Source organism: Paenibacillus sp. FSL H8-0315 (assembly GCF_038005365.1).
GTDB lineage: Bacteria > Bacillota > Bacilli > Paenibacillales > Paenibacillaceae > Paenibacillus_AQ > Paenibacillus_AQ odorifer.
On record NZ_JBBOTA010000001.1, the window covers coordinates 4,291,252 to 4,315,810 of the forward strand.

The window sequence follows — 24,559 nt, forward strand, 5'->3', positions numbered from 1 at the left end:
TCTTTTCGAAGAGCGTTTATTATAAATGAAAGTTTCATAAATAGAAGAGAAAAGGGAGGCTTACCTAAATGAAAGGTAAAAAGATCGCGTCTTCTTTAATTGCTGTCCTCATGCTTACTGGAGCACTGACAGCCTGCACATCCAAGAACAACAATGAGCCGAGTAATGATCCGGCAGCCACGAAAGCTCCAGAGGCTTCAGCCAATGCAGGCGGAGTGGATACTTCCAAGGAAGCTAAGCTGGTGTACTACCTGTGGGGCAGCGAAGGAGTTAAAAATAAAGAAATCCTCGCTGAGATTAACAAGAAGCTCAAGGCTGATCTAAACGCTACGATTGAAGTGAAGTATATTGACTGGCCGGATATCGCTACTAAGTACCCGCTGCTATTTGCTTCAGGCGAAGAATTTGATATGTCGCATGCATCTCCCGGAGCTCCAGTGTCTTATTTCACATTGGCTAGTGAAGGCGCTCTAGTGGACCTTACAGATATGCTGGATAAAGTTGCTCCTAAGCTAAAAGCGGAAATCCCGGAAAGTGTGTGGGAGAATACAAAATACAAAGGCAAAATTTATGGTGTACCAAGTCTTTATAGCGAATACACACCTGCCGGTTATGCCTATCGTTCTGACTTGCTGAAGAAATATGGAATGGACAAAATCACTTCCATTGATGATATGGTTAAATACATGGATAATGTGGTTGCTAATGAGTCCTTCCCACCAATTAACGGCAAGGCAGAAGATGCAGCCAATATGTTCAGAATGCTCGTAGATACTACAGGGATGTGGCTTAACGCTCCTGGTATATCTTTGAATGAGCTGAATCTTGTGACCAAAAGTCCAGAGGACTACAAGACCGTCTTCCATCCAGCTTTCACTCAGGAATTTGAAGATTGGGCTGTGAAGATGCGTGAATGGGCGGATAAGGGTTACTGGAGTAAAGATGTGCTGTCTGCAACCCTAGGCAGCAAGGATAACTTCAGAGCAGCTAACTCCGCAGGTTATTTGACTCATGCTCAAGACTGGATCGGCCAATACGGTGCGGATTTGAAGGCGCAACCGGAATCAGATCCTTACTTCTTTACTTTTGCGGAAGCTAATAAGAAGATCAAACGTAAGATGGGCGTTGACAACTCGACTGTAATCAGCACGAACTCAGCTAATCCAGAGCGCGCTCTGATGGTGATCGAGAAGTTCATGACCGATGAAAGCTACTACAACCTCATCCAAAACGGTATTGAAGGCAAACAATATGTGATGGAAAATGGTGTTAAAAAGCAGCCTGCAGGCTTCAACGATAAAACGGACGGCGGAGGTTTCGCTGCTTGGTCACTTCGTAATGACAAATTCGTAGTTCCTACGGATACAGAAAACCCAATCCGTAACTCCTTATTCGCAGAATGGGATAAAGTGGCTATCGATGATCCTTACAATGGCTTCAGCTTTGATCCAACCAATGTTACAACTGAAATTGCTTCGATTTCCAACGTGAATTCACAGCTTGGTATTCAATTGATGCTTGGTAAAACAAGCAAAGATCCAAAAGCAGCTGTTGCAGAGTACCGCGATCAGCTGAAAAAAGCAGGAGTTGACAAGGTCATTGCCGAAGTAGAGAAGCAATTGGCTGCGTTTGTTCCTGTCAACTAAAGAAAGTTAAGGGGTGTAAGGGAGCTATAATTCGATATAGCTCCTTTACCCATAAATGGGGGAGTAAAGTGGATGTAAATATCAAGGATATCGCGCGGATTTCCGGTGTGGGCATCTCGACGGTCTCCAGGGTAATCAATAACAAGGGACCGGTGAGCAAGTCTACACGTGAGAAAGTGATGAGTGTGGTTAAGGAATACAATTATATTCCCAATTCCAACGCGCGGAATTTGAAAACTACACAATCTAAGAACATTGCACTTATGGTCAAGGGGATTACCAATCCTTTTTTCTCTAATATGATCAGAGAAATTGAACGGCAGGTCAATCTGCGGGGCTACCCGTTTCTTATCCAGCAAGTAGAGGATGGGACCGATGAAATCAATGCTGCAATTCAACTGGTGAAGGAGAAGAATCTGTGTGGGATTATCTTCATGGGTGGAACCTATGATCATTCTGAAGAGAAGTTCAAACAGCTGACGGTTCCGTTTGTGCTGACAACGATCACCTCAACGCAGGAGGTGAACCCGCTTATTTTTTCCAGCGTTATTATCAATGAAACGAAGGAAGCCTATAAGGCTACCAATTATTTGATCTCATTAGGTCATACGAATATCGGCTTTTTAGCCAAGTCTCCATTATTGGATGAAACCACGGGCAACCGGCGGTATTTAGGCTACAAAAAAGCACTCGAAGAGCAGGGTCTGCCCTATGATTCAGGGTTGGTTGAGGATTGTGAATACAGTCCCAGCTCGGGATTTAATGCTGCGCGGAGACTGCTCAACAAGAATAAGGGAATTACAGCTATATTTGCCGCTTCCGACACGATTGCCATCGGTGCTGCCAAAGCGGTGCTTACCGCGGGGTTATCTATCCCTGATGATATTTCGATCATTGGCTTTGACGGGATCGAGATGGCTGAATATTATCATCCTTCTCTTGATACAATCAGCCAGCCGGGTACGGAAATGGCCTTATCCAGTGTAGGTGTTCTGTTTGATCTCATTTCCGGACGTTCAAACCATCAGCATATTGTCTATGATGCGGTATTGCTCAAGCGTGGTTCCTGCAAGATGATTAAACCTCGTTAAGATCACACTATAAACCTTTATTGGAGTGGAACCGAAATGCAAGATACACTGAGAATAGGTACGATTGTACGTGGTGGAGAAGCCGTTAAGGTCATTCCACAAATTGTGGGGCATGGATTTGAATCATTTAATCTGAACTTTTGGCAGACCACCGGCGAAACCGATTTGATAGAAACGGCTGCACGACTGAGGGAGTTAGCTGCTGAACATGATTTTGTCATCTCTTCTGTGGGCATCTATGGCAATCCGCTCGCAGGCAGCGGCGACAATGCCGACACGTTGGCAAGCTGGGAGCGGCTGATTGATCATGCACATTTATTTGGCACAGATATTATAGGCGGCTTCACTGGCCGATTGCCAGGCTTGTCCATTGATGAGTCCATCCCGAAGTTTACAGAGGTGTTCGGAGAACTGGCGAAGAGAGCGGCAGATCGTGGCCTGCGGATTGCTTTTGAGAATTGCGCTATGGGCGGAAACTGGCAGAGCGGAGAGTGGAACATCGCTCACAATCCTTCGGCCTGGGAGAAGATGTTCAATGCCGTTCCGGCGGATAATCTGGGATTGGAATGGGAGCCTTGCCACCAGATGATCGCATTGATTGATCCGCTTCCGCAGCTGCGCAAATGGATGGATAAAGTATTCCATGTGCATGGCAAGGATGCGACCATCGCTTGGGACATCGTTAAGGAATACGGTATTCATGGCCCCAAACCTTATGTATGGGACCGAACCCCTGGCTTCGGGGATACCAATTGGGTAGATGTAATCACCATCCTGCGCCAAGCGGGTTATAAAGGTACGATTGATATCGAAGGCTGGCATGATCCAGTGTATCGTGATGAGCTGGAAATGACCGGCCAGGTGCATGCATTGAATTACTTGAAATATTGCCGTGGTGGCAGCTTTGTGCCTAATCCGGTTTAAATGGTGCCGTATGAAAACAACCCAAAAATGACCTCGAAATCCACAGTGAAGTGGAGGATGAGGTCATTTTTTATAGTTAGTCCTGATTTAATCCTGAATCAGATATCCTTGTCCCAGCTGTATTTCTTTGAAGCCAGCCAAATGGCGGGCTTGAAAGCGGATAGGGGTGCTGCCGCCAACCATAATGATATTTTGGATATCGGCAGCCCCTTCTGAAGGCAGGGAAAAGGCTCTGATATAGGCGTACTCTTCGGCTAGCGTCGTATAAATCGCGTTGATCAGCGGGTCATGTTCACCTTTTCCCATTAGATTCATGAGAATATATCCGCTTGTGTTCAACTTCGAACGGGTAATACTGAAAAATTCACGGGAGATCAAATGCCTTGGTGTACCAGCGGCAGTAAAGGCATCCAAAATGATGTAATCATATACCTGCGGGTCTTCGCCTTCAAGGATCTGACGTCCGTCACCGATCACTACGTTATCTTGACTATATCCAAAGCAGCGGCGGCTTAATTCGACTACTTGTTTGTCTAGCTCGGCTACTTTAAATCTTTTGTCCGGAAAATGTCCGGCAATTGTTCCAATTCCATGCCCAATAAGAAAAACATCCTCAAAAGAAGGGAGGTTGAACTCCATGAAGTGAATGATGGCCCGCGGATATTCAAAGAGAACTCGTTGCGGGTCATTAAGATCCATCGCACCTTGAGTGGCATGATTCGAGAACTGCATAACACGGAAGGAGCCTTTTTCACCATATAGTTCTGTTGTGTCGTAGACGGTTATTTCATGATTTTCGCTATTTCTTTGAAGCTCTGAATGCAAGTGATCGATCTCCTTATACAATACTAATTCGTTTATATTCATTGGGTGTAACCCCGACAACACGTTTAAAAAGCTTGTTGAAGTAGGCAGGATCGCCATATCCAACCTCTGCCCCAATCTCGTGAACCTTCAGGTCCGGAGCATTCTTGAGTAGATGTTTGGCTTTGCGCAGCCGAATTTCCGTGATGTAGTCCGTCAGTGTAAGTCCGGTCTCTTGCTTGAACAGCTTGCTTAAATAGCTTGGAGTCAAAAAAACCATATTTGCCAAAGTGTTCAGATCTGCATGCTGATTATAGTTAGCGGATATCCAGCGTTTTATGGTTTCTATGGCTGTGCCGGACATCTCCAGACGATGGGTTCTGATTTCGGTCAGAATGTTTGTGAAATGAGCGGTAAACATCTCCTCAATGTCGCAAAAGCTCATACTGGACGCGATTCTGTCGTCCAACCTGAGGTCGGGAGCACTTTTATTGCGGGCCTCGAATTCTTGCAGTTCCTTTTGTGCAGTTTCTTCAACCCAGCGACAGACCCGGAGAATTTGGTCAGGACCGGCTTGTTGTGCTTTCAGCACTGAGAACAGGTCATGAATCCATTCTAAGACGCCTGTCACATTCAGAATCTGCAGGTTATGGATCAGCGGTTCTCTAATTGTATTAAAGTGATCCAGGAGGTTCATCTCCGGCTGTTGAATATTCTGAATATTCGCGTAATGTACAGGCTCCGGATTATATATGCCCATGTTGCAGGCTTGTTTAGCATCTAGGTATGCCTGTCTAAGCTTGGATACCTCATTATAACAACCGCTGGTACCTACATGTAGGATCTTTCCGTGTGCAGATATCCGCATAATGTCACCGATATCTTTTAAATCGTCGTCTGACAGCGGCTCAGCAGAATATACAATCCAGACGTAGAGTCCTTTTTGAATCTCCAAGCTGTCGAAGCTCAACGCCTTCTCTTGCCGCAGACTGTCTGCGCAGGAGCAGACGGTTTCTCTGGCGCTCCCTTTGAGGACAAAGACCGAGAAATAAGGCTGGGGCAAGGTAAGGCTGGATAATAGGAGAGGGGAAGAGGGCTCTTCGATATGTAAGACTGTCAATAAAAGTCCGGAACGGTGGCGTTCTTCCTTGTCGCGCGCGAGCTGCCGTTCTTTGTCTAGCCGATAAAGCAGCTCGAACAGCTGCTCTTTATTAATTGGTTTTAATAAATAGTCTACAGCTGAGCTGCGGATGGCTTCTCGGGCATAATTAAATTCAACAAATCCACTCATTAGAATAGAGTAGATCTGCGGATGGGTGGCTTTTAACTGTTTAATCAGCTCCAAGCCATTGATTTGCGGCATACGAATATCTGTAATCACAACATCAAGTTGAAGTGTGCTTAACTTATCTAATAGATGTTTTCCGTCGGAGTAGGTGCCGATGACCAGAAATTCGGCGCTTTCTTTACTGATCATTCGGGCCAGTCCTTCGCGGATTAAGATCTCATCATCCACAATCGCAATACGCAGCAATCTGAGCAGCCCCTCTCCTAAATAAATTCATCTTCACTGAATTTAGCGTTAATATCCGCAATGCGCAGGGTAACACGAGTGCCGATTCCAAGCTCACTCTCAACAAGCAGACCAAACGAACTGCCGTAATGCAGGCGAATTCTTTCATTTACATTTCGTAGTCCAATCCCGAACCTTTCATTGTCCGTTCCAGTCTGCAGACTATTGTTTAAGGAACGAAGGGTGGCTTCATCCATACCGATCCCATCATCTTCTACACAGAATACGGCATCTCCATGCTCGCTCCATGCGGTGATGCTCAAGGTGCCCGGTCCTACCTTTTGATCCAAACCGTGAAAGACAGCATTTTCTACGATCGGTTGAAAGACAAGCTTAATAACAGAAAGATGAAGGAATTCGTCCGGCACGTCGATGTTAAGTCTGAACTTGTCTGGGAATCGGATTTCCAGCAGCTGATAATAATTTCTCACATGATCCAGCTCTTGTCTAATTGTAACAGCCTCTTCGTTTCGGACAATGCTGTAACGCATTTGAAGCCCAAGTAAATAGGTTAGCTTCGCCACACGTGGATCATCATTGCTCTCTGCAAGCATGCGGATGGATTCCAGCGTATTATAAATAAAATGGGGATTAATCTGGTTTTGAAGCGCCCGCATATCAGCCTTTTGCTTCCGTTTCTCCGTGATGGACACTTCTTGTAACAGATCTTTGATCCTTATGATCATCCGATTAAAATGACTGCCCAGCATCCCAATCTCATCATTATATTTGGAATGCTGCCAGACATCCAGATTACCATGCTGCACCCGTTTCATTAAGCGGACCAAGGATTTAAGGGGTTTGGTCAGGGCATGGGAAATTATAGTCGCAACAAAAAGTGCAAAAGCAATGATAATCAGTGTGGTCAAGATAAGCGTATTACGATTCTTTTGTACAGGGGACAGGATACGTGTTAAAGGAATCGTAACCATAGTGGTCCACCCGGTCTGTTTCGAGACGGTATACACTGCAAGATAAGACTGGCCATTCAAGTCTATTTGAAAATGATCCTGCTGCTGATTTACTTGCTGCAGCAACAGCTTTGTATTCAGAGTTTGTGTATCGGCAGCCAGATTTGGAACCGCGGAATCTTCACTGGCATAAATCAGATCTCCATTGTTATCTACAATGAACGTGTTTCCTTGCGTAACTGCATTTACGGGATCGATAATGCCCTTAAACAGATTGATGTCTACATCGAAAACGAGAATTCCTATATTCTGCAATGTGCTTACAGAGTTAATCGTACGCAGAACACTAAAGACCTCTTTATGGACATTCGAGTTGGTGCGGATCGTATGTCTGCCCTGAATGACAGGCGCTGCTCCGGCATCTTCACTCATGGTTCTCCATTTGGCTAATCGTTCCTCTGGATACAGTTCATTAATTCCAGCGTCTTTATCATAAAAGACAGAACCGTACTGATCCACCAAATACACGGCAATGATCTCTTCCTTAGTATGATTCAAATAGCTAAGGAACATCGCCATGCCCGTATTTTTTTCCCAGTCGGTATTTTGCTGTGTCAGGTAGACTTGCACATCGGTGTTATACAGCGGCAGGGCTGTATATCTTTTGAGGTCGGCAATATATCGGTCGATGGTATCTGAAGCATTCGATGTCATTTGACCCGCACCGTCAGTCGCATTCACAAGAACCGAGTTGAACATGGAGCGGGACGATAGATAACTTACATAAGTGATCGGCAGAGAGATCAGAAAGACAAAGATAACGATCAGCTTGCGCTCCATCGGTAGATTGGCAAGGAACAACCACATTTTGCGTAAAGTTAACCGGATGTATGATAGCATTTGCGTTGTTCCTTTCCTGTAATAAGCTACCTACCTTATTTGACCGCTCCACTGGTTACGCCTTCAAAGATGTAACGCTGCAGGAAGAAATATAGAATTACTGTTGGCAGCAGGATAAGCAGAATAGCCGCACAGATTAAATTCCATTCCCCCGAATTGACCCCTTGAAAACGCATTAGGATCGTCGTAACTACACCAAGGCTTTGTTTCGGCATGTAGAGGTAAGGGATGTACATGTCATTGTAAATGCTAATGGTTTTCAGAATAATCAAAGTAGCCGTAGCTGGCGTAAGTAAAGGGAAAATAATCGACCGATAGATTCTGAACAGAGAGGCACCTTCTACCATCGCACTTTCATCGAGATCCACGGGAATATTACGGATAAATTGCAGATATAAAATAATTTGAATTACATCCGCTCCAATATAAAGCACGATCGGGGCGCCAAGTGTATTGTAAAGCCCCATGCTTTTGATGATACCAAAAGTCGCCACTTGTGTCGTGATACTAGGAATAATGGTGGCTACTAGATATGCACCGAAGACAACGGGTTTCAATTTGAAAGAGAAGCGTCCCAATACAAATGCTACCATAGTGCCGAACAGAATGTTCAGAATTAAAGTAATAGCTATAATGATTAACACATTACCAAATCCGTTAAGTAGACCCCCACGCTGGAAAACGGCAGTGAAATTATCGAAATTCAAAAAGCTTTTTGGCAGTGCCATGGAGCTGCTGCTGTTAAATTCGTCAGTGGATTTAAAGGCATTGACGATGACCACATACGGAGGAAAGAGTACAACAAATACGCCGATAAGCAGCGAGAAGTATTTAATAACATCTGTGAAGCGAAATTTGGAGTATGTCATATCTATTTGTCCCCTCCCCGGCTTAGAACTAGTTGCTGTACTAACAGTACGATGACGACAAAGAAAAGCAAGATAATACTCATGGCAGAAGCGAGGCCGTAATTATTGTAAGCAAATGCAGTATCTACAACTTTTTGTACGTATGTTTCGCTGGCGCCTGCGGGGCCGCCCTTGGTCAACACGAAGGGGAGATCGAATACTTCCAGTGCCCCTGTGACGGTAAGAAATAAGTTAAGCTGGATGACTGGCTTCATATTCGGTAAAGTAATTCTCCAAAGTGTTTGAAAAGGTCCGGCACCATCGATCTTTGAGGCCTCATAGATATCGTTTGGAATGGCCTGCAAGGAGGCGATGTAGATTACCATGTTATAACCCATGAAACGCCAAAATCCTGTGGACGCCAGAGAATAGTTAACCAGTCCTTCTGTTCCAAGCCAACTGGTCTGTCCTAGTCCGGTAAGACCGATGCTATTCAGGAACATATTCAGAGAGCCATTGGTGGTGTCAAAGACATAACCAAACATAAAGGCGACGGCGACACCGTTCATAATGTAAGGGAGGAACAGTAAGATTCGAAATGCATTTTTTCCTTTCAACTTACTATTGAGCACAATCGCAAAATAAATAGCGACGATATTCTGGAGAATTCCCATCGCGAAATAAGCAAAGTTATGGGTAAATACCTTGAAAATATCGGGGTTGGAGAAGACTTCGCGGTAATTATCGAGACCGACCCAAGGCTTCTCAGGGCTATAGCCATCCCAGTTCGTAAAGCTGTAATAAATCAGCTTGAGTGCCGGATAATACGTGAATGTTGCGAGCAGCAACAAAGGAATCGTGAGGAAGGATACAATGATAATCGTCTTCTGTTTGTTATAGGAAAGTGTTCCGAACATCGCTAGCCCTTCTTTCATAAAAACGTGGTATGGAAAGGCAAAATGGATTATCCGTAAAAGCAATAATCCATTTTGCTCCGTAGTGTACTTCGAATCAAAAGCTCAAATTAATAACCGAGGTCCTTCTTGGCTTTAGCCCAAGCTTTATTCCACTTGTCTAATACGGTTTGTGGATCTTTGGCAAGTACAAATTCCTGTACAACAGCAGGGAGATCCAGCTGTGCCTTGTTGCCGATCTCTGTAACCTTTGCATCGTCAACAGTTCCTTCTACCAGTTCTACTCCGGTAGCTTGGAATTCTTTCAGCTGAGTCAGATTGGATTCCTTGCCTTTTAATGGAGAGATAAAGCCGGCGAAATCCTCATAACCTGAATCCTCAATCATCCATTTTACGAAGGCTTTAGCCGCCTCTAAATTTTTGCTGTTTTTGGCAACGGCATAGAAGAAGTCAGGGCTAAGGGTAGCAGATGGTTTACCCGAATTGTCATAAGGGAATGGGAAGAAGCCAACATTGTCTGAAGAAGCGCCTGCTCCGATAACTTGGTTAATAACCCAGTTGCCAAGATAGTACATAGCGAATTTGCCGGAAGCGATGTCCTTTTTCGATTGCTCCCAGTTGGTGGAGTTGATGTCTTTTTCCAGATAGCCTTTTTCATTGAGCTCTCTAAGTAGGCTGAAGGCTTTGCCATAACCGTTGTCCATAGTGAATGGTGTTTCAGAGTTCAGCTTAGCATTTGGAAAATCAGGATTGCCTTCAATTAAGCGTGGTGTGTCATAAGCCCAAGTACCAAGTGGCCATTTGTCTTTAAAGTTAGAGGACATTGGAATAACACCTTTTGCTTTCAGCTTCTCGCAGGCAGCCAGAAATTCATCCCAAGTCTTAGGCGTTTCGGTGATGCCGGCATCAGTGAATGCTGTTTTGTTATAAACAATACCGGAAGTAGAGTTCCCTGTAGTAATTCCGTAAAGCTTACCATCAAAGGATTTGAAGTCTTTAAAGGTGATCTGATCGTTCAAGCCGAGATCATCCAGTGAAGCAAAATATTTCGGCAGGTCGGAGTTAGGGATGGAAGGAATAAACATAACGTCTGGAAGCTCGCCGCTGGCCATTCTGACTTTAGCCTGTTGGTTATAGTCGGTTTGGGAAGCTTCGAATTCGACTTTAATGTTCGGGTATTTTTCATTAAAGCGCTTTAAATATTCGTCATATTCTTTGCCAATCATGTCTGTTCTGTTAGTTAGGAAGGTGATTTTGCCGCTGATATCAGCTCCTGCTGCAGGTTCGGCAGTTGCATTCGTGTCACCGCCGGTATTCTCTGCGTTAGTTGCTGCGGGCTTTTCAGTTGCGGCAGCACCGTTATTCGTGGTGTTGTCATTATTCGAACCACAGCCAGCAAGTGTTGAAGATAAGACCATAATCATAACAAAGGATAACGAAAATAACTTATTTCTCATAGCTTAATCCCCTTTTCGTTTTTATTGTTAGCGTTTACATGAACATTATAGCTTTATCTAAGCCGTTAATAAATGTATTGTATTATTATTTATTGTCTTTATTTGTTTTGTTTCTGCGTTTATAATTAGCATGTACCTAACAATCAGATAACAAAATACAAAGAATATCAAAAGGGTTCAATGAATTAATTGAAGTCTTATGCTATTTTTGAGAAGTCTATGCTTACAAAACTTTAGGCATCTGCTTCCGAAGCGAGTTTTGCGCGAAGTCATTCAGAGAAGTCTATGCTTACAAAACTTTTAGGAGGTATTATGAAACATTTGCATATGGATCTTGCGAAGTGGGAATTTAGAGGCTGTGGTGATGAGGAGTGGCTTCCGGCGACTGTGCCAGGTACAGTCCATACGGATTTACTAAAGAACGGGAAGATTTCAGACCCCTTTTATGGAACAAATGAACATGATCTACAGTGGATCGATAAGAAGGACTGGGAATATCAAACCTCGTTGCAGTTGGGGGAAGAGTGGCAGGAGCTTGCTTGTACGGAGCTAGTTTTTGAGGGACTGGATACTTATGCAGATGTGTACGTGAATAATGTACATGTGCTCGCTGCTGATAATATGTTTCTGGCATGGAAAGTGGATGTCAAAGATCAGTTAAAGACTGGAGAAAATAATATACGGGTGAAGTTCCGCTCTGTGGTTAAGGAAGATTTACCGAAATTAGCGAAGCTGGGTTACGCGCTGCCTGCCTCGAATGATCAATCCGAGCTTGGGGGATTAGATGAACAACGGATTAGTATTTTTGCGCGCAAAGCACCTTATCATTACGGCTGGGATTGGGGCCCGCGCTTCTTGACCAGTGGAATATGGCGTGCGGCAGCTCTGGTGGGACGTGACACCGTTCAAATTACAGACCTCTATATCCGTCAAAATGTGATTGCTAAGGAAGAAGCTCGCCTGACCGCAATTGTAGAAGTGGATGCTCCTGCTGCTTGGCGGGGAATGCTGCGAATAAGTGCCGATGGTTTGGAGTGGATGCAAGCGGTTACTTTAGAAGAAGGCATGCAGCAATTAGAGATGAATATTGTTATATCCGAGCCACAGCTCTGGTGGTGCAGAGGGCTCGGAGAGCCTCATTTATATACATTCCAGGCATCATTGATACAAGATGCGGAAGTAGAGGTTAGCAAAAGTGTAAAAACCGGACTCCGCAGTATTGAATTGATTCGGGAGCGTGATGCCAAAGGAGCTTCGTTTTCTTTTGCGCTGAATGGAGTTTCCGTCTTCGCCAAAGGTGCCAATCATATTCCAAATGACAGCTTCACCACAGAAGTAACCGAGGAGCGGTATCGGCATGAAATTGCCACGGCAGTAGAATCGAATATGAATATGCTGCGCGTTTGGGGCGGCGGTATATATGAAGAAGATATTTTTTATCAGCTCTGTGATGAATACGGACTGCTGGTCTGGCAGGACTTTATGTTCGCTTGCAGTATGTATCCCGGAGACGAGGCGTTCCTTGAAAATGTGAAAAAAGAAGCCGAATACAACGTCAAAAGATTGCGCAATCATCCCTGCATCGCCTTATGGTGTGGCAACAACGAGATTGATTCGGCCTGGTCACAGTTTGAGGAAAATATGGGCTGGGGCTGGAAAGAAAAACTCGGCGCTGAGCAAAGAACGACAATGTGGGCCGATTATATTAAAATCTTCCACCGTATTCTGCCGGAGGCTGTAGCCGCGTTCCATCCGGGAGTGGACTATTGGCCGTCTTCGCCGCTGCGGGAGCTGACTGGCGATATTAATCAGCATGCGACACGGATTGTGGGCGAAGGGGATGTGCATTACTGGGGCGTGTGGCACGGAATCGAGCCTTTTGAGAACTATAATACAAAGGTTGGCCGCTTCATGAGTGAATATGGCTTCCAGTCGTTCCCGGAACTAAAAACGGTAATGAGCTATGCAGAAGAGCAGGATTTGGAGCTTACCTCAGAGGTGATGCTGGCGCATCAGAAGAATGGTCGCGGTAATCTGCTGATCAAAGAATATATGGATATGTATCTGCCGCAGCCAAAGGACTTCAAAGCCTTTTTATATATGAGTCAAATCCTGCAGGCCGAAGCGATCCGAATCGCGATTGAAAGCCACAGAAGAAATAAACCTTATTGTATGGGCACTTTATACTGGCAGATGAATGATTGCTGGCCGGTGGCTTCTTGGGCGGGCATGGATTATAACGGGCGCTGGAAAGCCCTGCAATATACCGTGCGTTCAAGCTTCCAAGATGTTCTGTTGTCTATCGACGGTACAGACCGTGAGAAGGTAGACGTTCATGTCGTATCTGATTTAAGAACAGCAGTGAGCGCTGAGTTGGTGCTTACTTTGTATCAGTTTAACGGTTCGGTGCTGCGAGAGTGGGCACATCCCGTTGAGCTGGGAGCTGATTCTGCTGCTATCGTATTCTCGTCTCCTGTGGCAGAGTTGCTAGAAGGTCAAGGGGTGGGTGATGTATTGCTTGGAATTGGCTTGCAGGCGGATGGCCAGGTGATAGATCACAAGCTGCATTATTTTACTCCGGAAAAAGAAATTCCATTGCAGCGCTCAGTAATTACCGTGCTGGAAACTCCAGAGAGCAGTGGATTAAGCTTCACCGTGACCAGTGATGTATTGGCTAGAGGTGTATACCTGACTTCGGAAGAGGAAGGAATATTCTCTGACAATTATTTTGACCTTCTCCCAGGTCAGACCAAGACGATAGAGTTCTCACAACGCGGGAACGATGGAAGAGACTGGATTCCTGCCGCACCTAAAGGGCTAAAGGTTCAATCGATGGTTGATTTTGTGAGCGAAGATTTGCTGTAAATCCTAAGGAGAGAAGGACTGGCACATGGGGATTTTAGTTCAGGAAGATAAGGGATTATTCCATTTACAGAGCGCAGGGATGAGTTATATTCTTCAGCTTGTTAATGATTATCCGGCACATGTGTATTGGGGTAAGAAGCTGCGTAGTGGCAGCAATTTGGAAGGGCTGTTGAATCTGGGAGGAAATACGGGTCTCGACCGGCTCCCGCAGGAATATCCCCAATACGGCACGGGAGATTTCAGAACACCAGCTTATCAAGTTCGGCTCGAAGACGGCACTCGTATTACAGAGCTGAAATACAGCGGGTACCGGGTAGTTGAGGGTAAACCCTCACTGCCGGGTCTGCCATCTGTATATGTTGAGTCTGCGCAAGAAGCACAGACGTTGGAGCTTACACTTAAGGATGATTACGCCAAGCTGAGTGTTATTTTGCGCTATACGGTTTTTGAACATACCAACGTAATCACCCGCTCTGTGGAGTTCACCAATGCGGGGGAAACACAGCTGCGATTGCAGCGTGCACTGAGTGCTAGTGTCGATTTCTCGTCTGGCGATATGGATATGATCTATTTGGCAGGAGCTTGGTCAAGGGAAGGTAATCTGACCCGTAGACGTCTGGTGCAAGGGGGTACGACCATTGGGAGCCGCAGAGGGATGAGCAGCCACCAGTTAAATCCATTTGCAGCGCTGGTGAAACCTGAAACGGATGAAAATCATGGAGAGGCCTACGGCTTCAGTCTTGTATATAGTGGAGGCTTTGAAGCTGAGGCAGAGGTCGATTCCTTCGGGATGACCCGGTTTACGATGGGGCTGAATTCTTTTGATTTCTCCTGGCTGCTGGAGCCGGGCGAACAATTCCAGACCCCAGAGGTAGTGATGGTGTATTCTTCCGAGGGGATCGGGAAAATGTCGAGAACCTATCATCGCCTGTACCGGACCCGTTTATGCAGAGGGTTATATAGAGATAAGGAACGGCCCATTCTGGTCAACAATTGGGAAGCCACCTATTTCAACTTCGATGCGGATAAATTGGAGTCGATTGCGGCGGAAGGAGCGAAACTAGGGATAGAGCTATTCGTACTGGACGACGGTTGGTTTGGCAAAAGAGATGCAGATAACTCCTCTCTCGGAGACTGGGTAGAGGATCTGCGCAAGCTTCCAGGCGGATTGTCTGATGTAGCGCAGCGTGTGAACAATCTAGGCTTGCAGTTTGGCCTCTGGTTCGAGCCGGAGATGATCTCGCCAGACAGCGAGCTCTATCGTAAGCATCCCGACTGGTGTCTGCATGTGCCGGGACGCCGCCGTAGCGAAGCCCGCTGGCAATTGGTGCTGGACTATACTCGGGAGGATGTACGTCAGTACATTTATGAGTCACTGTCCCGGATTTTCTCGACCGTGCCCATTAGTTATGTGAAATGGGATATGAACCGTTGTTTAACGGAGATTGGCTCTGCAGAGTTACCTTCTGAACGCCAAGGGGAAACCGCTCATCGTTATGTGCTTGGTCTGTATGAGCTATTGGAGCGAATAACTTCAGAGTTTCCGCATATCCTGTTCGAGAGCTGCTGTAGTGGTGGTGGCCGCTTCGACCCAGGCATGCTGCATTACATGCCGCAGACCTGGACTAGTGACGATACCGATGCTGTGGAACGACTGAAGATTCAGTATGGAACAAGTCTGGTGTATCCGGTTAGTTCGATAGGCGCGCATGTGTCTGCCGTGCCGAATCATCAGGTAGGACGGATCACCCCGCTGTCTTTTCGTGGAGATGTAGCTATGTCCGGTAATTTCGGTTATGAGCTGGATCTTACGAAGTTTACAGACGAAGAGAAGGAACTTGTGAAGGAACAGGTTGCGAACTATAAACAAATCCGCAGTCTTGTGCAGCAAGGGAATCTGTACCGGCTGCAAAGCCCGTTTGAGGGCAATGAGACAGCATGGATGTTCGTGTCCGATGATCAGCGTGAGGCATTAGTTTATTACTTCCGGGTAATGGCTGTGCCGCACCCGCCCCGCCGTAGCCTGAAGCTGAATGGTTTAAATCCGGAGCTGGATTACATTCTGGAGGCAAGTGGTGAGGTTTACGGTGGTGATCGGCTAATGCAGGCTGGACTGGCTCTGCCGGATATCCAGCAGGATTTTGTTAGCGGATGTTATAAATTGAAGGTGCAGGAATAGAGTTTATTGCAAGTCACCAGCAAGCCATGAGCCTAGCTCGTGGTTTGCTTTTTTTGTTCAAAGATGAATTTGAATCAGCTGAAGCTGCGGATGGCAAGGCAGCCTTGATCGTATCCACCTCCACACATATATTCCTCCTGTTATGGCATCCTGTGCAGCTACCCTTGTGCATGACACTATAGCTTTTTTTGCATGTTCATATTCCGTTCATATTGAGGTCATAGAGAGTACATCTTCATTGGTTAATCTTAGCTTAGCAGTTAGTTATGGTAGTCCAAAACACAGCTGATGACAGGAGAAGATACGAGTGGAAATAAAAGAAAGAATGAAAATGAAGGCGGGCACGAGAACAAGTAAAATACTAAACATACTACTTAAAGTAGTAGGAGCAATAATCATCGCAATCGTGCTTTTTCTCGCTATTGTCTATACAGTTAATTTGATCAGCAATAAATCGGAACAAAATAAAATAGAACCCTATGGTCAGTTAGTACCCGTAGATGGGAAAAACATGAATGTTTATATTCAAGGAAAAGGTGAAGAAACAGTCGTGCTACTACCGGGTTATGGCACAGCAGCGCCAGCTCTTGATTTTAAAGCATTAATAGATGAACTGTCGCCGTTTTACAAAGTTGTCATGATTGAGCCTTTTGGGTATGGATTAAGTGATCTGACCAAAAAGGAGCGCAGCACAGAGAATATTGTAAGTGAAATTCATGAAGCTTTACAGGCTCTTAATATTGACCGTTATATTCTAATGGGCCACTCTATTTCAGGCATATATGGACTAGATTATGTTAACAAGTATGAAAATGAAGTGAGTGCATTTGTCGGGCTTGATAGTAGTGTTCCATCGATAAGCGAGAGGAAGATCGAAGCTTCGGAATTAAGAGCTATAAATCTGCTCAAAAAATCAGGTTTAATCAGATTGCAAATGAAATTTAGTGCTGACCCAATTGCTGAACTACCATTTGATGATAAAACAAAAGAACAAATGAGACTGATCAATCGCAAAAACATATTTAATCCCACCCAATTAAATGAAGCTGGAATGATGTATTCTAATTTTAAATCAGCTGAAAGCTTAACATTTCCTAAAAATCTTCCTCTTATTTTCTTTATACAAGCGAATCAACCAGCAACGGATAGATGGATACCAGAGCATGAAAAGCAAATCAAGGACTCTGTGCATGGAAAAATAGTGAAGTTTGAAGAGGGACATTATTTATATCGCACTAAAGCAAAAGAAATCGTAAAAGACTTTCAGGCATTTATGAAAGAAATAAAATAAGTGCTGCCGTCGAGCCGACCGGATTTCAGGATTTCCTCTGATTTTCGTTCGGTTTTTTATTAGTCCGTAAGATATGGGGGAGTGCCACCAGTAACGATGGTCTAATCTTTAGGTTTGGTCTGGGATAAGAATGAGAAGGCGTCGGCTACATTTAATGGAGAGTCCCTTGGTTGCTGCTAGGTTCCTAGGTACCCTGCTTGGATCGGACTCAGGAGTCCTTATTTGCTAGAAAAGAGGCAATTGAGGTTACTTTCGGACCCCAGCGACGTTATTGGCTAATTATCGCGACCATATGGGGTGTTTTGGAGTAAATAGCTGCACCTGAGTCCGACACCATCTCAAATATGCGTTTTTTTCGCAAATAGAGGCTATACGGTCTGTAAGTAAATCGGGAGTGGGGGAGTATGAGAAAGTATCACCAGTTAACGATGTTCCAATCATTAGGGTTTGGTCGGTGATAAGAATGAGAAGGGGCTGACTGCATATGATGGAGAGTTCCCTTGGTTGCTGCTAGGTTCCTAGGTACCCTGCTTCGGATCGGACTCAGGAGTCCTTATTTGCTAAAAAAGAGGCAATTGAGGCTACTTTCGGACCCCAGCGACGTTATTGGCTAATTATCGCGACCGTATGGGGTGTTTTGGAGTAAATAGCTGCACCTGAGTCCGATACCATCTCAAATATGCGTTTTTTTCGCAAATAGTGGCTATACGGTCCGTAAGTGAATGGGGAGTAGGGGTGGTATGAGAAAGTATGAGAAAGTATAAGGGGATTTGAGGAAGTATGAAGGAGTATGAGGAAGTATGAGGAAGTATGAGGAAGTATGAGGGAGTGCCACCAGTTAACGATGCTCCAATCATTATGGTCTGGTCTGGGATAAGAATGAGAAGGCGCCGACTACATATGATGGAGAGTTCCCTTGGTTGCTGCTAGGTTCCTAGGTACCCTGCTTCGGATCGGACTCAGGAGTCCTTATTTGCTAAAAAAGAGGCAATTGAGGCTACTTTCGGACCCCAGCGACGTTATTGGCTAATTATCGCGACCGTATGGGGTGTTTTGGAGTAAATAGCTGCACCTGAGTCCGATACCATCTCAAATATGCGTTTTTTTCGCAAATAGTGGCTATACGGTCCGTAAGTAAATGGGTGAGTACGACCAGTGGAGCGTGACCAACTAAGTGAATGGGTGAGTGCGACCAGTAGAGCGTGACCAACTAATCGAATGGGTGAGTACGACCAGTGGAGCGTGACCAACTAATCGAATGGGTGAGTACGACCAGTAGCGCGTGACCAACTAAGTGAATGGGTGAGTGCGACCAGTGGCGAGTGATCAACTCATCGAATGGTGATTCCAATGATCGCCGGCTGACTCACTAATTATCCGTAGTTTCCAGTAATCTATGGTGAGCCCTATCTTTCCACAACCTCCATAAATCCCACAATGAGCCCCACGGTAGCCTTTTTTAAGCAAGAGCATGTCCTATTTCCCTATAATCCACATTGACTTGGGTTTGTCACACCCCTATGATGATTATTAATATAAAAATATATGACACGAAGAGGAGCGAAACATCATGGCTTTGGAGATCGAACGCAAGTTTCTGCTGCCGGAATTTCCGGAGCAGCTGATTCAAAAGGGAGAGTTGAAGATTGTTACCCGTCATAATATCGATCAGACATATCTGGCGATAGATGGTGGTCAAGAGCTTCGTGTGCGTAAAATTACGGATCTGGACTCAGGTGAGGTAACCTACACGCATACGTTTAAGGATGGCAAAGGGATCAAACGCGAAGAGATCGAATATTTTATCTCAGAGGGTTTATATAATCAGATGATCGAAGCGGTAAATGCGGTAGCTTTGGTCAAAGAGCGAATTACAGCGGTGTGGAATGGCATAACGGTTGAGATCGACGTATATTCCCAGCTGAAATTGTCCGTATTGGAGGTTGAATTTGAATCTCTGGAGGAAGCGGAAAGCTTTAAAGAGCCGGAATGGTTCGGTAAGGATGTTAGTACAGAACGGCAGTACAGCAACAAAACGGTCTGGAGAGAGCTGCAAAATAAGACAAAGAATTAACGGACTTTAGCGCGTAAACGTGGTAGTATATAGGGAAAACAAGCAGAAATAGCTTTATCATCCCTAACTAGCTTAAGGATAATGTTTAGGGTGAAACTTATAGTTAATTATAAGAATTTATAAGTGGTGCAACTATAATAGCCTTATATTTCTGCGAGAAACAGTTGTCTTCTATATAGGACGACAACGTTGTTTCTTCTTATCATATATTCTTGTCATATATTAACGAGGGGTTCAGGAGGATGAGCATGAAGTTTATAAGCACAAGAGGTAATGTGGAACCTAAAGGTTTTATTGATACGGTGTTGATGGGACTTGCGGACGACGGTGGGCTGATGGTTCCATCCGAGATTCCAGTGGTTTCAGCAGCAACGTTGGAAGAGTGGAGAAGTCTCAGCTATCAGGAGTTGTTCCTGAAGATTGTTGCCTATTACACCAATGATGAGATTCCTTACGAGGATTTGCAGGAAATGGTCAACACCAGTTATGCTAATTTCCGCACACCTGAAGTAACACCTATACACCAAGTGGATGATTCTTTATATGTCCTTGAATTGTTCCATGGGCCTACTTTTGCTTTCAAGGATGTAGCGCTGCAGTTTATGGGTGAGCTGTATTCATATATTTCCAAAAAACAAAACAAAATCATCCACATCCTCGGTGCAACCTCTGGGGATACTGGAGCGGCGGCCATTCAAGGTGTACGCGGCAAAGAAGGCATCAAGATCTGTATTCTCCATCCACATGGCAAGGTAAGTAAAGTGCAGGAGCTGCAGATGACTACGGTGGACGACAGCAATGTACTGAATCTGTCTGTTCATGGTAACTTTGATGATTGCCAGAAGGTGATTAAGGATCTGTTCGCAGATCTGGACTTTAAAGGTCGGTATCATCTGCGTGCAATTAATTCCATTAACTTTGTGCGGATTCTGGCGCAGACTGTTTATTATTTCTATGCATATCTGCATGTCGATGGCAGCAACGAGAAAAAGATTAATATCAGCGTGCCTTCCGGTAACTTCGGTAATATTTTCTCGGGCTATTTGGCTAAGCAAATGGGGCTTCCTATTAACAAGCTAATCATTGCTACGAATGAAAATAATATTTTGGAGCGTTTCGTGAATACTGGCGAATACAAACCAGGTAATTTCACAAGCACTTACAGCCCTTCGATGGACATCCAAGTGGCAAGTAATTTCGAACGGTATCTGTATTATCTGGTAGGCGAGGATTCTGAGAAGTTATCCGCGTATATGTCCAAGCTGCAAACCGAAGGCAAGATTACGGTTGAAGGCGAGGCGCTTCAGCAGGTGCAGAAGGATTTTGCAGCGCTGGGTGTGAAGAATGATCAATGCTTGAATACGATCGCTAAGTATCAAAAAGAATACGGCTACCTGCTTGATCCACATACAGCATGTGGAATCGCGGCTTACGAAGCTTTTAATGGCCCGGATGAGATTGGCATTACCTTTGCGACTGCACATCCAGCTAAGTTCGATGAGGCAATTACTTTGATCGATATTAAGCAGGAATTCCCGGCACAGATTAAAGCATTGTTCGAGATGCCACAACATCAAACCGTAGTGGATCATGACAAGGATGAAATCGTGCGTCAGCTGCAAGCTTTTTACGGATTGTAATATCATATACAGTCCTACTTCACAGCACAGCCCCCGTTCTTGGGATAAGGACGGGGGCTGTTTGTGCGTTTATAGTAGCTTCTAACATTAACGTTGCGGCGTACGGGTCTGCTCCCTAGCTTTTTCACAAAAAGCAGCGACCTTGTAAGAGACATAGTACGCCAGCATTTTTTCAGAATCGGCAAAGTCGGTGTCCAGCAGTCTGCTGATAAGATCGAGCTTATATCTGAGTGTATTCCGGTGAATGTACAGCTCGTCTGAGGTAATCTGCATGTTCCGGTTATTTTTGAGATAAACGTAAAAGGTATGATACAGATTGGACTGGTGCAAAGTATCGTATTCTTGAAGCTTGAGCAGCTCTGGATGGTAGTAGTTATTATCCTCGTTAAACACAACATCAGCAGAGAGCATCTCATAGAGCTGGATATCTGAATAGTAAGTCAGCTGCTGCTGCGGGCTGAGAATGGAACCAATCCGAATAGCATTTCGGGAGTGAAGATAGTGTCTCCTACATTGCGTAAGATTAGTGAACATATTGCTGATGCCAAGCGAGATGCCGGTTTGGGCTAGAAATTCCTGCAGCTGCTTATTTACAAGCTCTTTGGAGAGATTTCCATCATGGATCATTACAATCTGCCCGTCATAATAGGTGGAAGGACTGCCCGGAAAAAGCTGTTGCAAACGTTCTCTTAAATAATCATCATAACGGCCTGAACCCTCATACCAGGTAAGATCGAACAGCAGCACAAGCAGCTGATTCCCGAACTTTAGTCCTGCACTCCGCATCCTGTCCTGAATAATCCGGTTGTCCTGAAGCTGTTCCTCTAGCAATGCGCAGATAAAATCTTCAACTTTTATATTTTTGGCGTTGCGATAGTAGCTATTTTTGCCCATCTCTTCGGCAAGTATGGTAGCGGTGATGGACAGCAGCTCGTTATCTCTGGCGCGAAAAGGATTTGTGCATCCTAGAAGCAATACATTGCCGATTTGTTTGCCGGCTACTTTTATTTTGGAGATCAGTTTGGAGTTTGATGTTTCCTCGCAGGTTACCTCATAAGATTCATCGCTTTGTTTCCCACGCTGGACACTGTTCATTTTGCTCACAGCCGCAATGAAGTCGTAAGAGCAATAACCTTTGCGGATATTATCACTCCATATGTAATCGTCGATATCGGAAAGGTCAGAGTGAGCTACAATTTTAAAGCTGCAATCAAATACAATGACGGGATTCTGCAGTAGCTCGGCAGCTGTCTGTACGATAGCTGAAAGGCCTGCACCTGAAATGTATGCAGTAAACAAAGATGCGGTATAATGCTCCATTTCGATTTTACCTGATACTTGCTCATTTAAGGAAACATCCATTCATATCGCCCCCTGGTTCAATAATAGTGCAATATGCACTATAAAGAAGTGATTTTTGGTGCTTGTAAATATATTCACAAAGTATTGGACGCCTTAAACTAAAGGTGGAGGTGCTAAGCAGATGAAATATGAAAAACTGTTTGCAGCAGGTAAAATTGGACGCCTTGAACTTAAGAATAGAATTGTATTGCCGGCTATGGGAACGTCACTGGCTGCGGCCAGTGGTGAAGCATCGGATGAAATGATTGCTTTTTATGAGGAACGTGCCGCAGGTGGCTGTGGTCTAATCATTACGGAAATTACGCGTGTGGATAATGAGACCGGAGTAGGTACACCGAACCAGCTGAATGCAAGTGACTTGCTGTTTGTGCCACGTCTGGAGAAACTGGCAAGAGCTGTGCATCGTCATGACAGCAAAATATTCCTTCAGCTCCAGCATCCGGGCCGGCAAAATCACGGGCGGCTTATTGGAGGCAAACAAATTGTTGCTCCTAGCGCAGTGATGTCTTCAGCGATTGGGGAAATGCCCCGGGAGCTGTCTACTGAAGAGGTAGAAGAGTTAGTTCGTAAATTTGTGTTCGGAGCTTATATAGCTAAAACAGCAGGTATTGATGGTGTGGAGATCCATGGTGCCCACGGCTATCTCGTAGGACAGTTTCTGAGCCCACTTACCAATCTGAGAACTGATAAATATGGCGGTTCACTGGAAGGTAGAATGTCATTCCTGAACGAAATTGTGCTTGGCATCAAAAAGACCTGTGGCGCAGGATTCCCTGTATCGGTGCGAATCGACGGCGATGAATTTGTCTCAGGCGGGATTACACTGGATGAGGCTATCCAGACTGCGAAACATCTGGAAAGCATCGGAGTGGATTGCATAAATGTAAGCTCCGGCACTTATGAATCATCCAATACGATCATTGAGCCGATATCCTACCCGCAAGGCTGGAAAAAACATCTCTCCGCAGCCATTAAGCAAGCGGTGCAAATTCCAGTGATTGCTTGTGATGTGATCCGTAAGCCTGAATTTGCTGAGAGTCTGCTACAGGAAGGAAATACGGATTTTGTAGCCCTTGGAAGAGCCCAACTGGCCGATCCGGAGTGGGGTAACAAAGCGGCAGCAGGCAAAGAAGCAGAGATCAGAACCTGTATCTCTTGCCTGTACTGTATTCAGGAAGTAATGGAGTGCAAGGTAATCAAGTGTGCTGTCAATGCCAGAGTGGGCCGTGAGCTTGAATTTGCAGAACCAACAAAAGATGGCGCTGGCAAAGTAGTAGCTGTGATCGGCGGGGGTCCAGCAGGTATGGAAGCAGCACGGATTCTGGCGCTCAGAGATTTTAAACCTGTATTGTTCGAAGCCAGAGATGTGCTAGGCGGCAGCGTGGAGCTGGGAAGCCGGCCACCATTGAAGGAGAAGCTGAACTGGTTTATTGATAATATGCAGCATCAGTTAGAGGATCTGAATGTTGATGTCCGTCTCTCTACGAAACCTACGCTAGAACAACTGAAGCAACTGAACCCTTATGCGATATTTGTTGCTGCTGGGGCACAGCCTATAGTGCCTGTTATTCCGGGAGTAAAGAAGGCAGCGGTCTGCACCGTTGTTGACGTACTTAGTGGGTCAGTTGTGATTAAGAACAAGCAGGCTGTGGTCATCGGCTCCGGCATGACAGGGCTGGAAACGGCTGAATATTTAGCCGATATGGGAAATCAGGTCACGGTGGTGGAAATGCAGCCGCGGGTTGGTCCAGATGCCTATCTGCCAAATCTGATCGACATTGTGACTAGACTGAAAAAGAACGGCGTGGAGCTCTTAGCATCAACCAAGCTGGTAGAAGTGCAGGATGGCGCGATTGTGCTTGAGAATACGTCCACGGGGGAAACTTCGCTGAAAAAGACGGATGCTGTTGTATTATCCATTGGTGTTACACCCGATCGCTCATTTGTTGATGAGTTGAAGCAGGTACTGCCTAATGTGAAGGTGATCGGCGATGCAGGCAAGCCAGGCAGAATCGGACAGGCCATTCAATCTGGATTCGAAACGGCTTTTGTGCTGAACTAAAGGGTTACTAATCTAAGG

16 protein-coding genes are annotated in these 24,559 nt (G+C 45.2%); 9 read left to right on the top strand and 7 right to left on the bottom strand.

Features of this window, described 5'->3' with window-relative positions:
* Window positions 1-68 precede the first annotated feature (68 nt).
* The 3 genes from MHB56_RS18665 (at window position 69) to MHB56_RS18675 (ending at window position 3,661) form a co-directional block, all read left to right on the top strand.
* Window positions 69-1,646 (top strand): DUF3502 domain-containing protein, encoded by a 1,578-nt coding sequence (locus MHB56_RS18665; protein WP_076105428.1) that lies wholly within the window; start codon window positions 69-71, stop codon window positions 1,644-1,646.
* Window positions 1,647-1,714: 68 nt separating this feature from the next.
* A complete protein-coding gene (locus MHB56_RS18670; protein ID WP_036686912.1) occupies window positions 1,715-2,737 on the top strand; it encodes a LacI family DNA-binding transcriptional regulator in 1,023 nt (340 codons plus the stop codon).
* Between the two features lie 36 nt (window positions 2,738-2,773).
* Window positions 2,774-3,661, top strand: a complete 888-nt coding sequence (locus tag MHB56_RS18675) for a sugar phosphate isomerase/epimerase family protein (RefSeq protein WP_076194375.1) — start codon at window positions 2,774-2,776, stop codon at window positions 3,659-3,661.
* A gap of 87 nt (window positions 3,662-3,748) precedes the next feature.
* Here MHB56_RS18675 and MHB56_RS18680 read toward each other — a convergent pair whose 3' ends face one another.
* The 6 genes from MHB56_RS18680 to MHB56_RS18705 all read right to left on the bottom strand — a co-directional run bounded on the left by MHB56_RS18680 (window position 3,749) and on the right by MHB56_RS18705 (window position 11,068).
* Entirely contained in the window at window positions 3,749-4,528 is a 780-nt protein-coding gene (locus tag MHB56_RS18680) for a spermidine synthase (RefSeq protein ID WP_081383411.1), read from the bottom strand.
* Window positions 4,500-5,999: a response regulator transcription factor gene (locus MHB56_RS18685; RefSeq protein ID WP_341143858.1), complete on the bottom strand. Its 1,500-nt coding sequence runs from the start codon at window positions 5,997-5,999 to the stop codon at window positions 4,500-4,502. The genes MHB56_RS18680 and MHB56_RS18685 overlap by 29 nt, the downstream gene beginning before the upstream one ends.
* Window positions 6,000-6,016: 17 nt before the next feature.
* Window positions 6,017-7,849 (bottom strand): cache domain-containing sensor histidine kinase, encoded by a 1,833-nt coding sequence (locus tag MHB56_RS18690; RefSeq protein ID WP_341143859.1) that lies wholly within the window; start codon window positions 7,847-7,849, stop codon window positions 6,017-6,019.
* Between the two features lie 35 nt (window positions 7,850-7,884).
* Window positions 7,885-8,718 (bottom strand): carbohydrate ABC transporter permease, encoded by an 834-nt coding sequence (locus tag MHB56_RS18695; RefSeq protein WP_076130664.1) that lies wholly within the window; start codon window positions 8,716-8,718, stop codon window positions 7,885-7,887.
* Between the two features lie 2 nt (window positions 8,719-8,720).
* Window positions 8,721-9,614, bottom strand: a complete 894-nt coding sequence (locus MHB56_RS18700; RefSeq protein ID WP_076105422.1) for a carbohydrate ABC transporter permease — start codon at window positions 9,612-9,614, stop codon at window positions 8,721-8,723.
* A 107-nt stretch (window positions 9,615-9,721) separates the two neighbouring features.
* Complete coding sequence (locus MHB56_RS18705) at window positions 9,722-11,068, bottom strand: ABC transporter substrate-binding protein (protein ID WP_076130663.1); 1,347 nt, start codon at window positions 11,066-11,068, stop codon at window positions 9,722-9,724.
* 312 nt (window positions 11,069-11,380) lie between these two features.
* On the opposite strand from MHB56_RS18705, the gene MHB56_RS18710 reads away from it, so the two are divergent.
* The 5 genes from MHB56_RS18710 (at window position 11,381) to thrC (ending at window position 21,117) form a co-directional block, all read left to right on the top strand.
* A complete protein-coding gene (locus MHB56_RS18710) occupies window positions 11,381-13,933 on the top strand; it encodes a beta-mannosidase (protein WP_341143860.1) in 2,553 nt (850 codons plus the stop codon).
* A 25-nt stretch (window positions 13,934-13,958) separates the two neighbouring features.
* Window positions 13,959-16,112, top strand: coding sequence for an alpha-galactosidase (locus MHB56_RS18715; protein WP_341143861.1), 2,154 nt, complete (start codon window positions 13,959-13,961; stop codon window positions 16,110-16,112).
* Window positions 16,113-16,437: 325 nt separating this feature from the next.
* Window positions 16,438-17,403, top strand: coding sequence for an alpha/beta fold hydrolase (locus MHB56_RS18720; protein ID WP_076194460.1), 966 nt, complete (start codon window positions 16,438-16,440; stop codon window positions 17,401-17,403).
* Window positions 17,404-18,973: 1,570 nt separating this feature from the next.
* A complete protein-coding gene (locus tag MHB56_RS18725; RefSeq protein WP_076302808.1) occupies window positions 18,974-19,477 on the top strand; it encodes a CYTH domain-containing protein in 504 nt (167 codons plus the stop codon).
* Between the two features lie 248 nt (window positions 19,478-19,725).
* On the top strand, window positions 19,726-21,117 hold the full coding sequence (thrC, locus tag MHB56_RS18730) for a threonine synthase (RefSeq protein ID WP_076276806.1): 1,392 nt from the start codon (window positions 19,726-19,728) through the stop codon (window positions 21,115-21,117).
* A gap of 87 nt (window positions 21,118-21,204) precedes the next feature.
* Here the strand turns inward: thrC and MHB56_RS18735 are convergent, their stop codons facing one another.
* A complete protein-coding gene (locus MHB56_RS18735; RefSeq protein ID WP_341143862.1) occupies window positions 21,205-22,479 on the bottom strand; it encodes a PucR family transcriptional regulator in 1,275 nt (424 codons plus the stop codon).
* Window positions 22,480-22,600: 121 nt separating this feature from the next.
* Between MHB56_RS18735 and MHB56_RS18740 the strand changes: the two genes are divergently transcribed.
* Entirely contained in the window at window positions 22,601-24,541 is a 1,941-nt protein-coding gene (locus tag MHB56_RS18740) for an NAD(P)/FAD-dependent oxidoreductase (RefSeq protein WP_341143863.1), read from the top strand.
* Window positions 24,542-24,559: the final 18 nt, after the last annotated feature.

What these genes read in the sequence shown, in the direction of transcription:
- MHB56_RS18665 (WP_076105428.1), top strand. Translation starts at nt 69, where the DNA reads ATGAAAGGTAAAAAGATCGCGTCTTCTTTAATTGCTGTCCTCATGCTT.
- MHB56_RS18675 (WP_076194375.1), top strand. Translation starts at nt 2,774, where the DNA reads ATGCAAGATACACTGAGAATAGGTACGATTGTACGTGGTGGAGAAGCC.
- MHB56_RS18680 (WP_081383411.1), bottom strand. Translation starts at nt 4,528, where the DNA reads ATGAATATAAACGAATTAGTATTGTATAAGGAGATCGATCACTTGCAT.
- MHB56_RS18690 (WP_341143859.1), bottom strand. Translation starts at nt 7,849, where the DNA reads ATGCTATCATACATCCGGTTAACTTTACGCAAAATGTGGTTGTTCCTT.
- MHB56_RS18695 (WP_076130664.1), bottom strand. Translation starts at nt 8,718, where the DNA reads ATGACATACTCCAAATTTCGCTTCACAGATGTTATTAAATACTTCTCG.
- MHB56_RS18700 (WP_076105422.1), bottom strand. Translation starts at nt 9,614, where the DNA reads ATGTTCGGAACACTTTCCTATAACAAACAGAAGACGATTATCATTGTA.
- MHB56_RS18705 (WP_076130663.1), bottom strand. Translation starts at nt 11,068, where the DNA reads ATGAGAAATAAGTTATTTTCGTTATCCTTTGTTATGATTATGGTCTTA.
- MHB56_RS18710 (WP_341143860.1), top strand. Translation starts at nt 11,381, where the DNA reads ATGAAACATTTGCATATGGATCTTGCGAAGTGGGAATTTAGAGGCTGT.
- MHB56_RS18715 (WP_341143861.1), top strand. Translation starts at nt 13,959, where the DNA reads ATGGGGATTTTAGTTCAGGAAGATAAGGGATTATTCCATTTACAGAGC.
- MHB56_RS18720 (WP_076194460.1), top strand. Translation starts at nt 16,438, where the DNA reads ATGAAAATGAAGGCGGGCACGAGAACAAGTAAAATACTAAACATACTA.
- MHB56_RS18725 (WP_076302808.1), top strand. Translation starts at nt 18,974, where the DNA reads ATGGCTTTGGAGATCGAACGCAAGTTTCTGCTGCCGGAATTTCCGGAG.
- thrC (WP_076276806.1), top strand. Translation starts at nt 19,726, where the DNA reads ATGAAGTTTATAAGCACAAGAGGTAATGTGGAACCTAAAGGTTTTATT.
- MHB56_RS18735 (WP_341143862.1), bottom strand. Translation starts at nt 22,479, where the DNA reads ATGGATGTTTCCTTAAATGAGCAAGTATCAGGTAAAATCGAAATGGAG.
- MHB56_RS18740 (WP_341143863.1), top strand. Translation starts at nt 22,601, where the DNA reads ATGAAATATGAAAAACTGTTTGCAGCAGGTAAAATTGGACGCCTTGAA.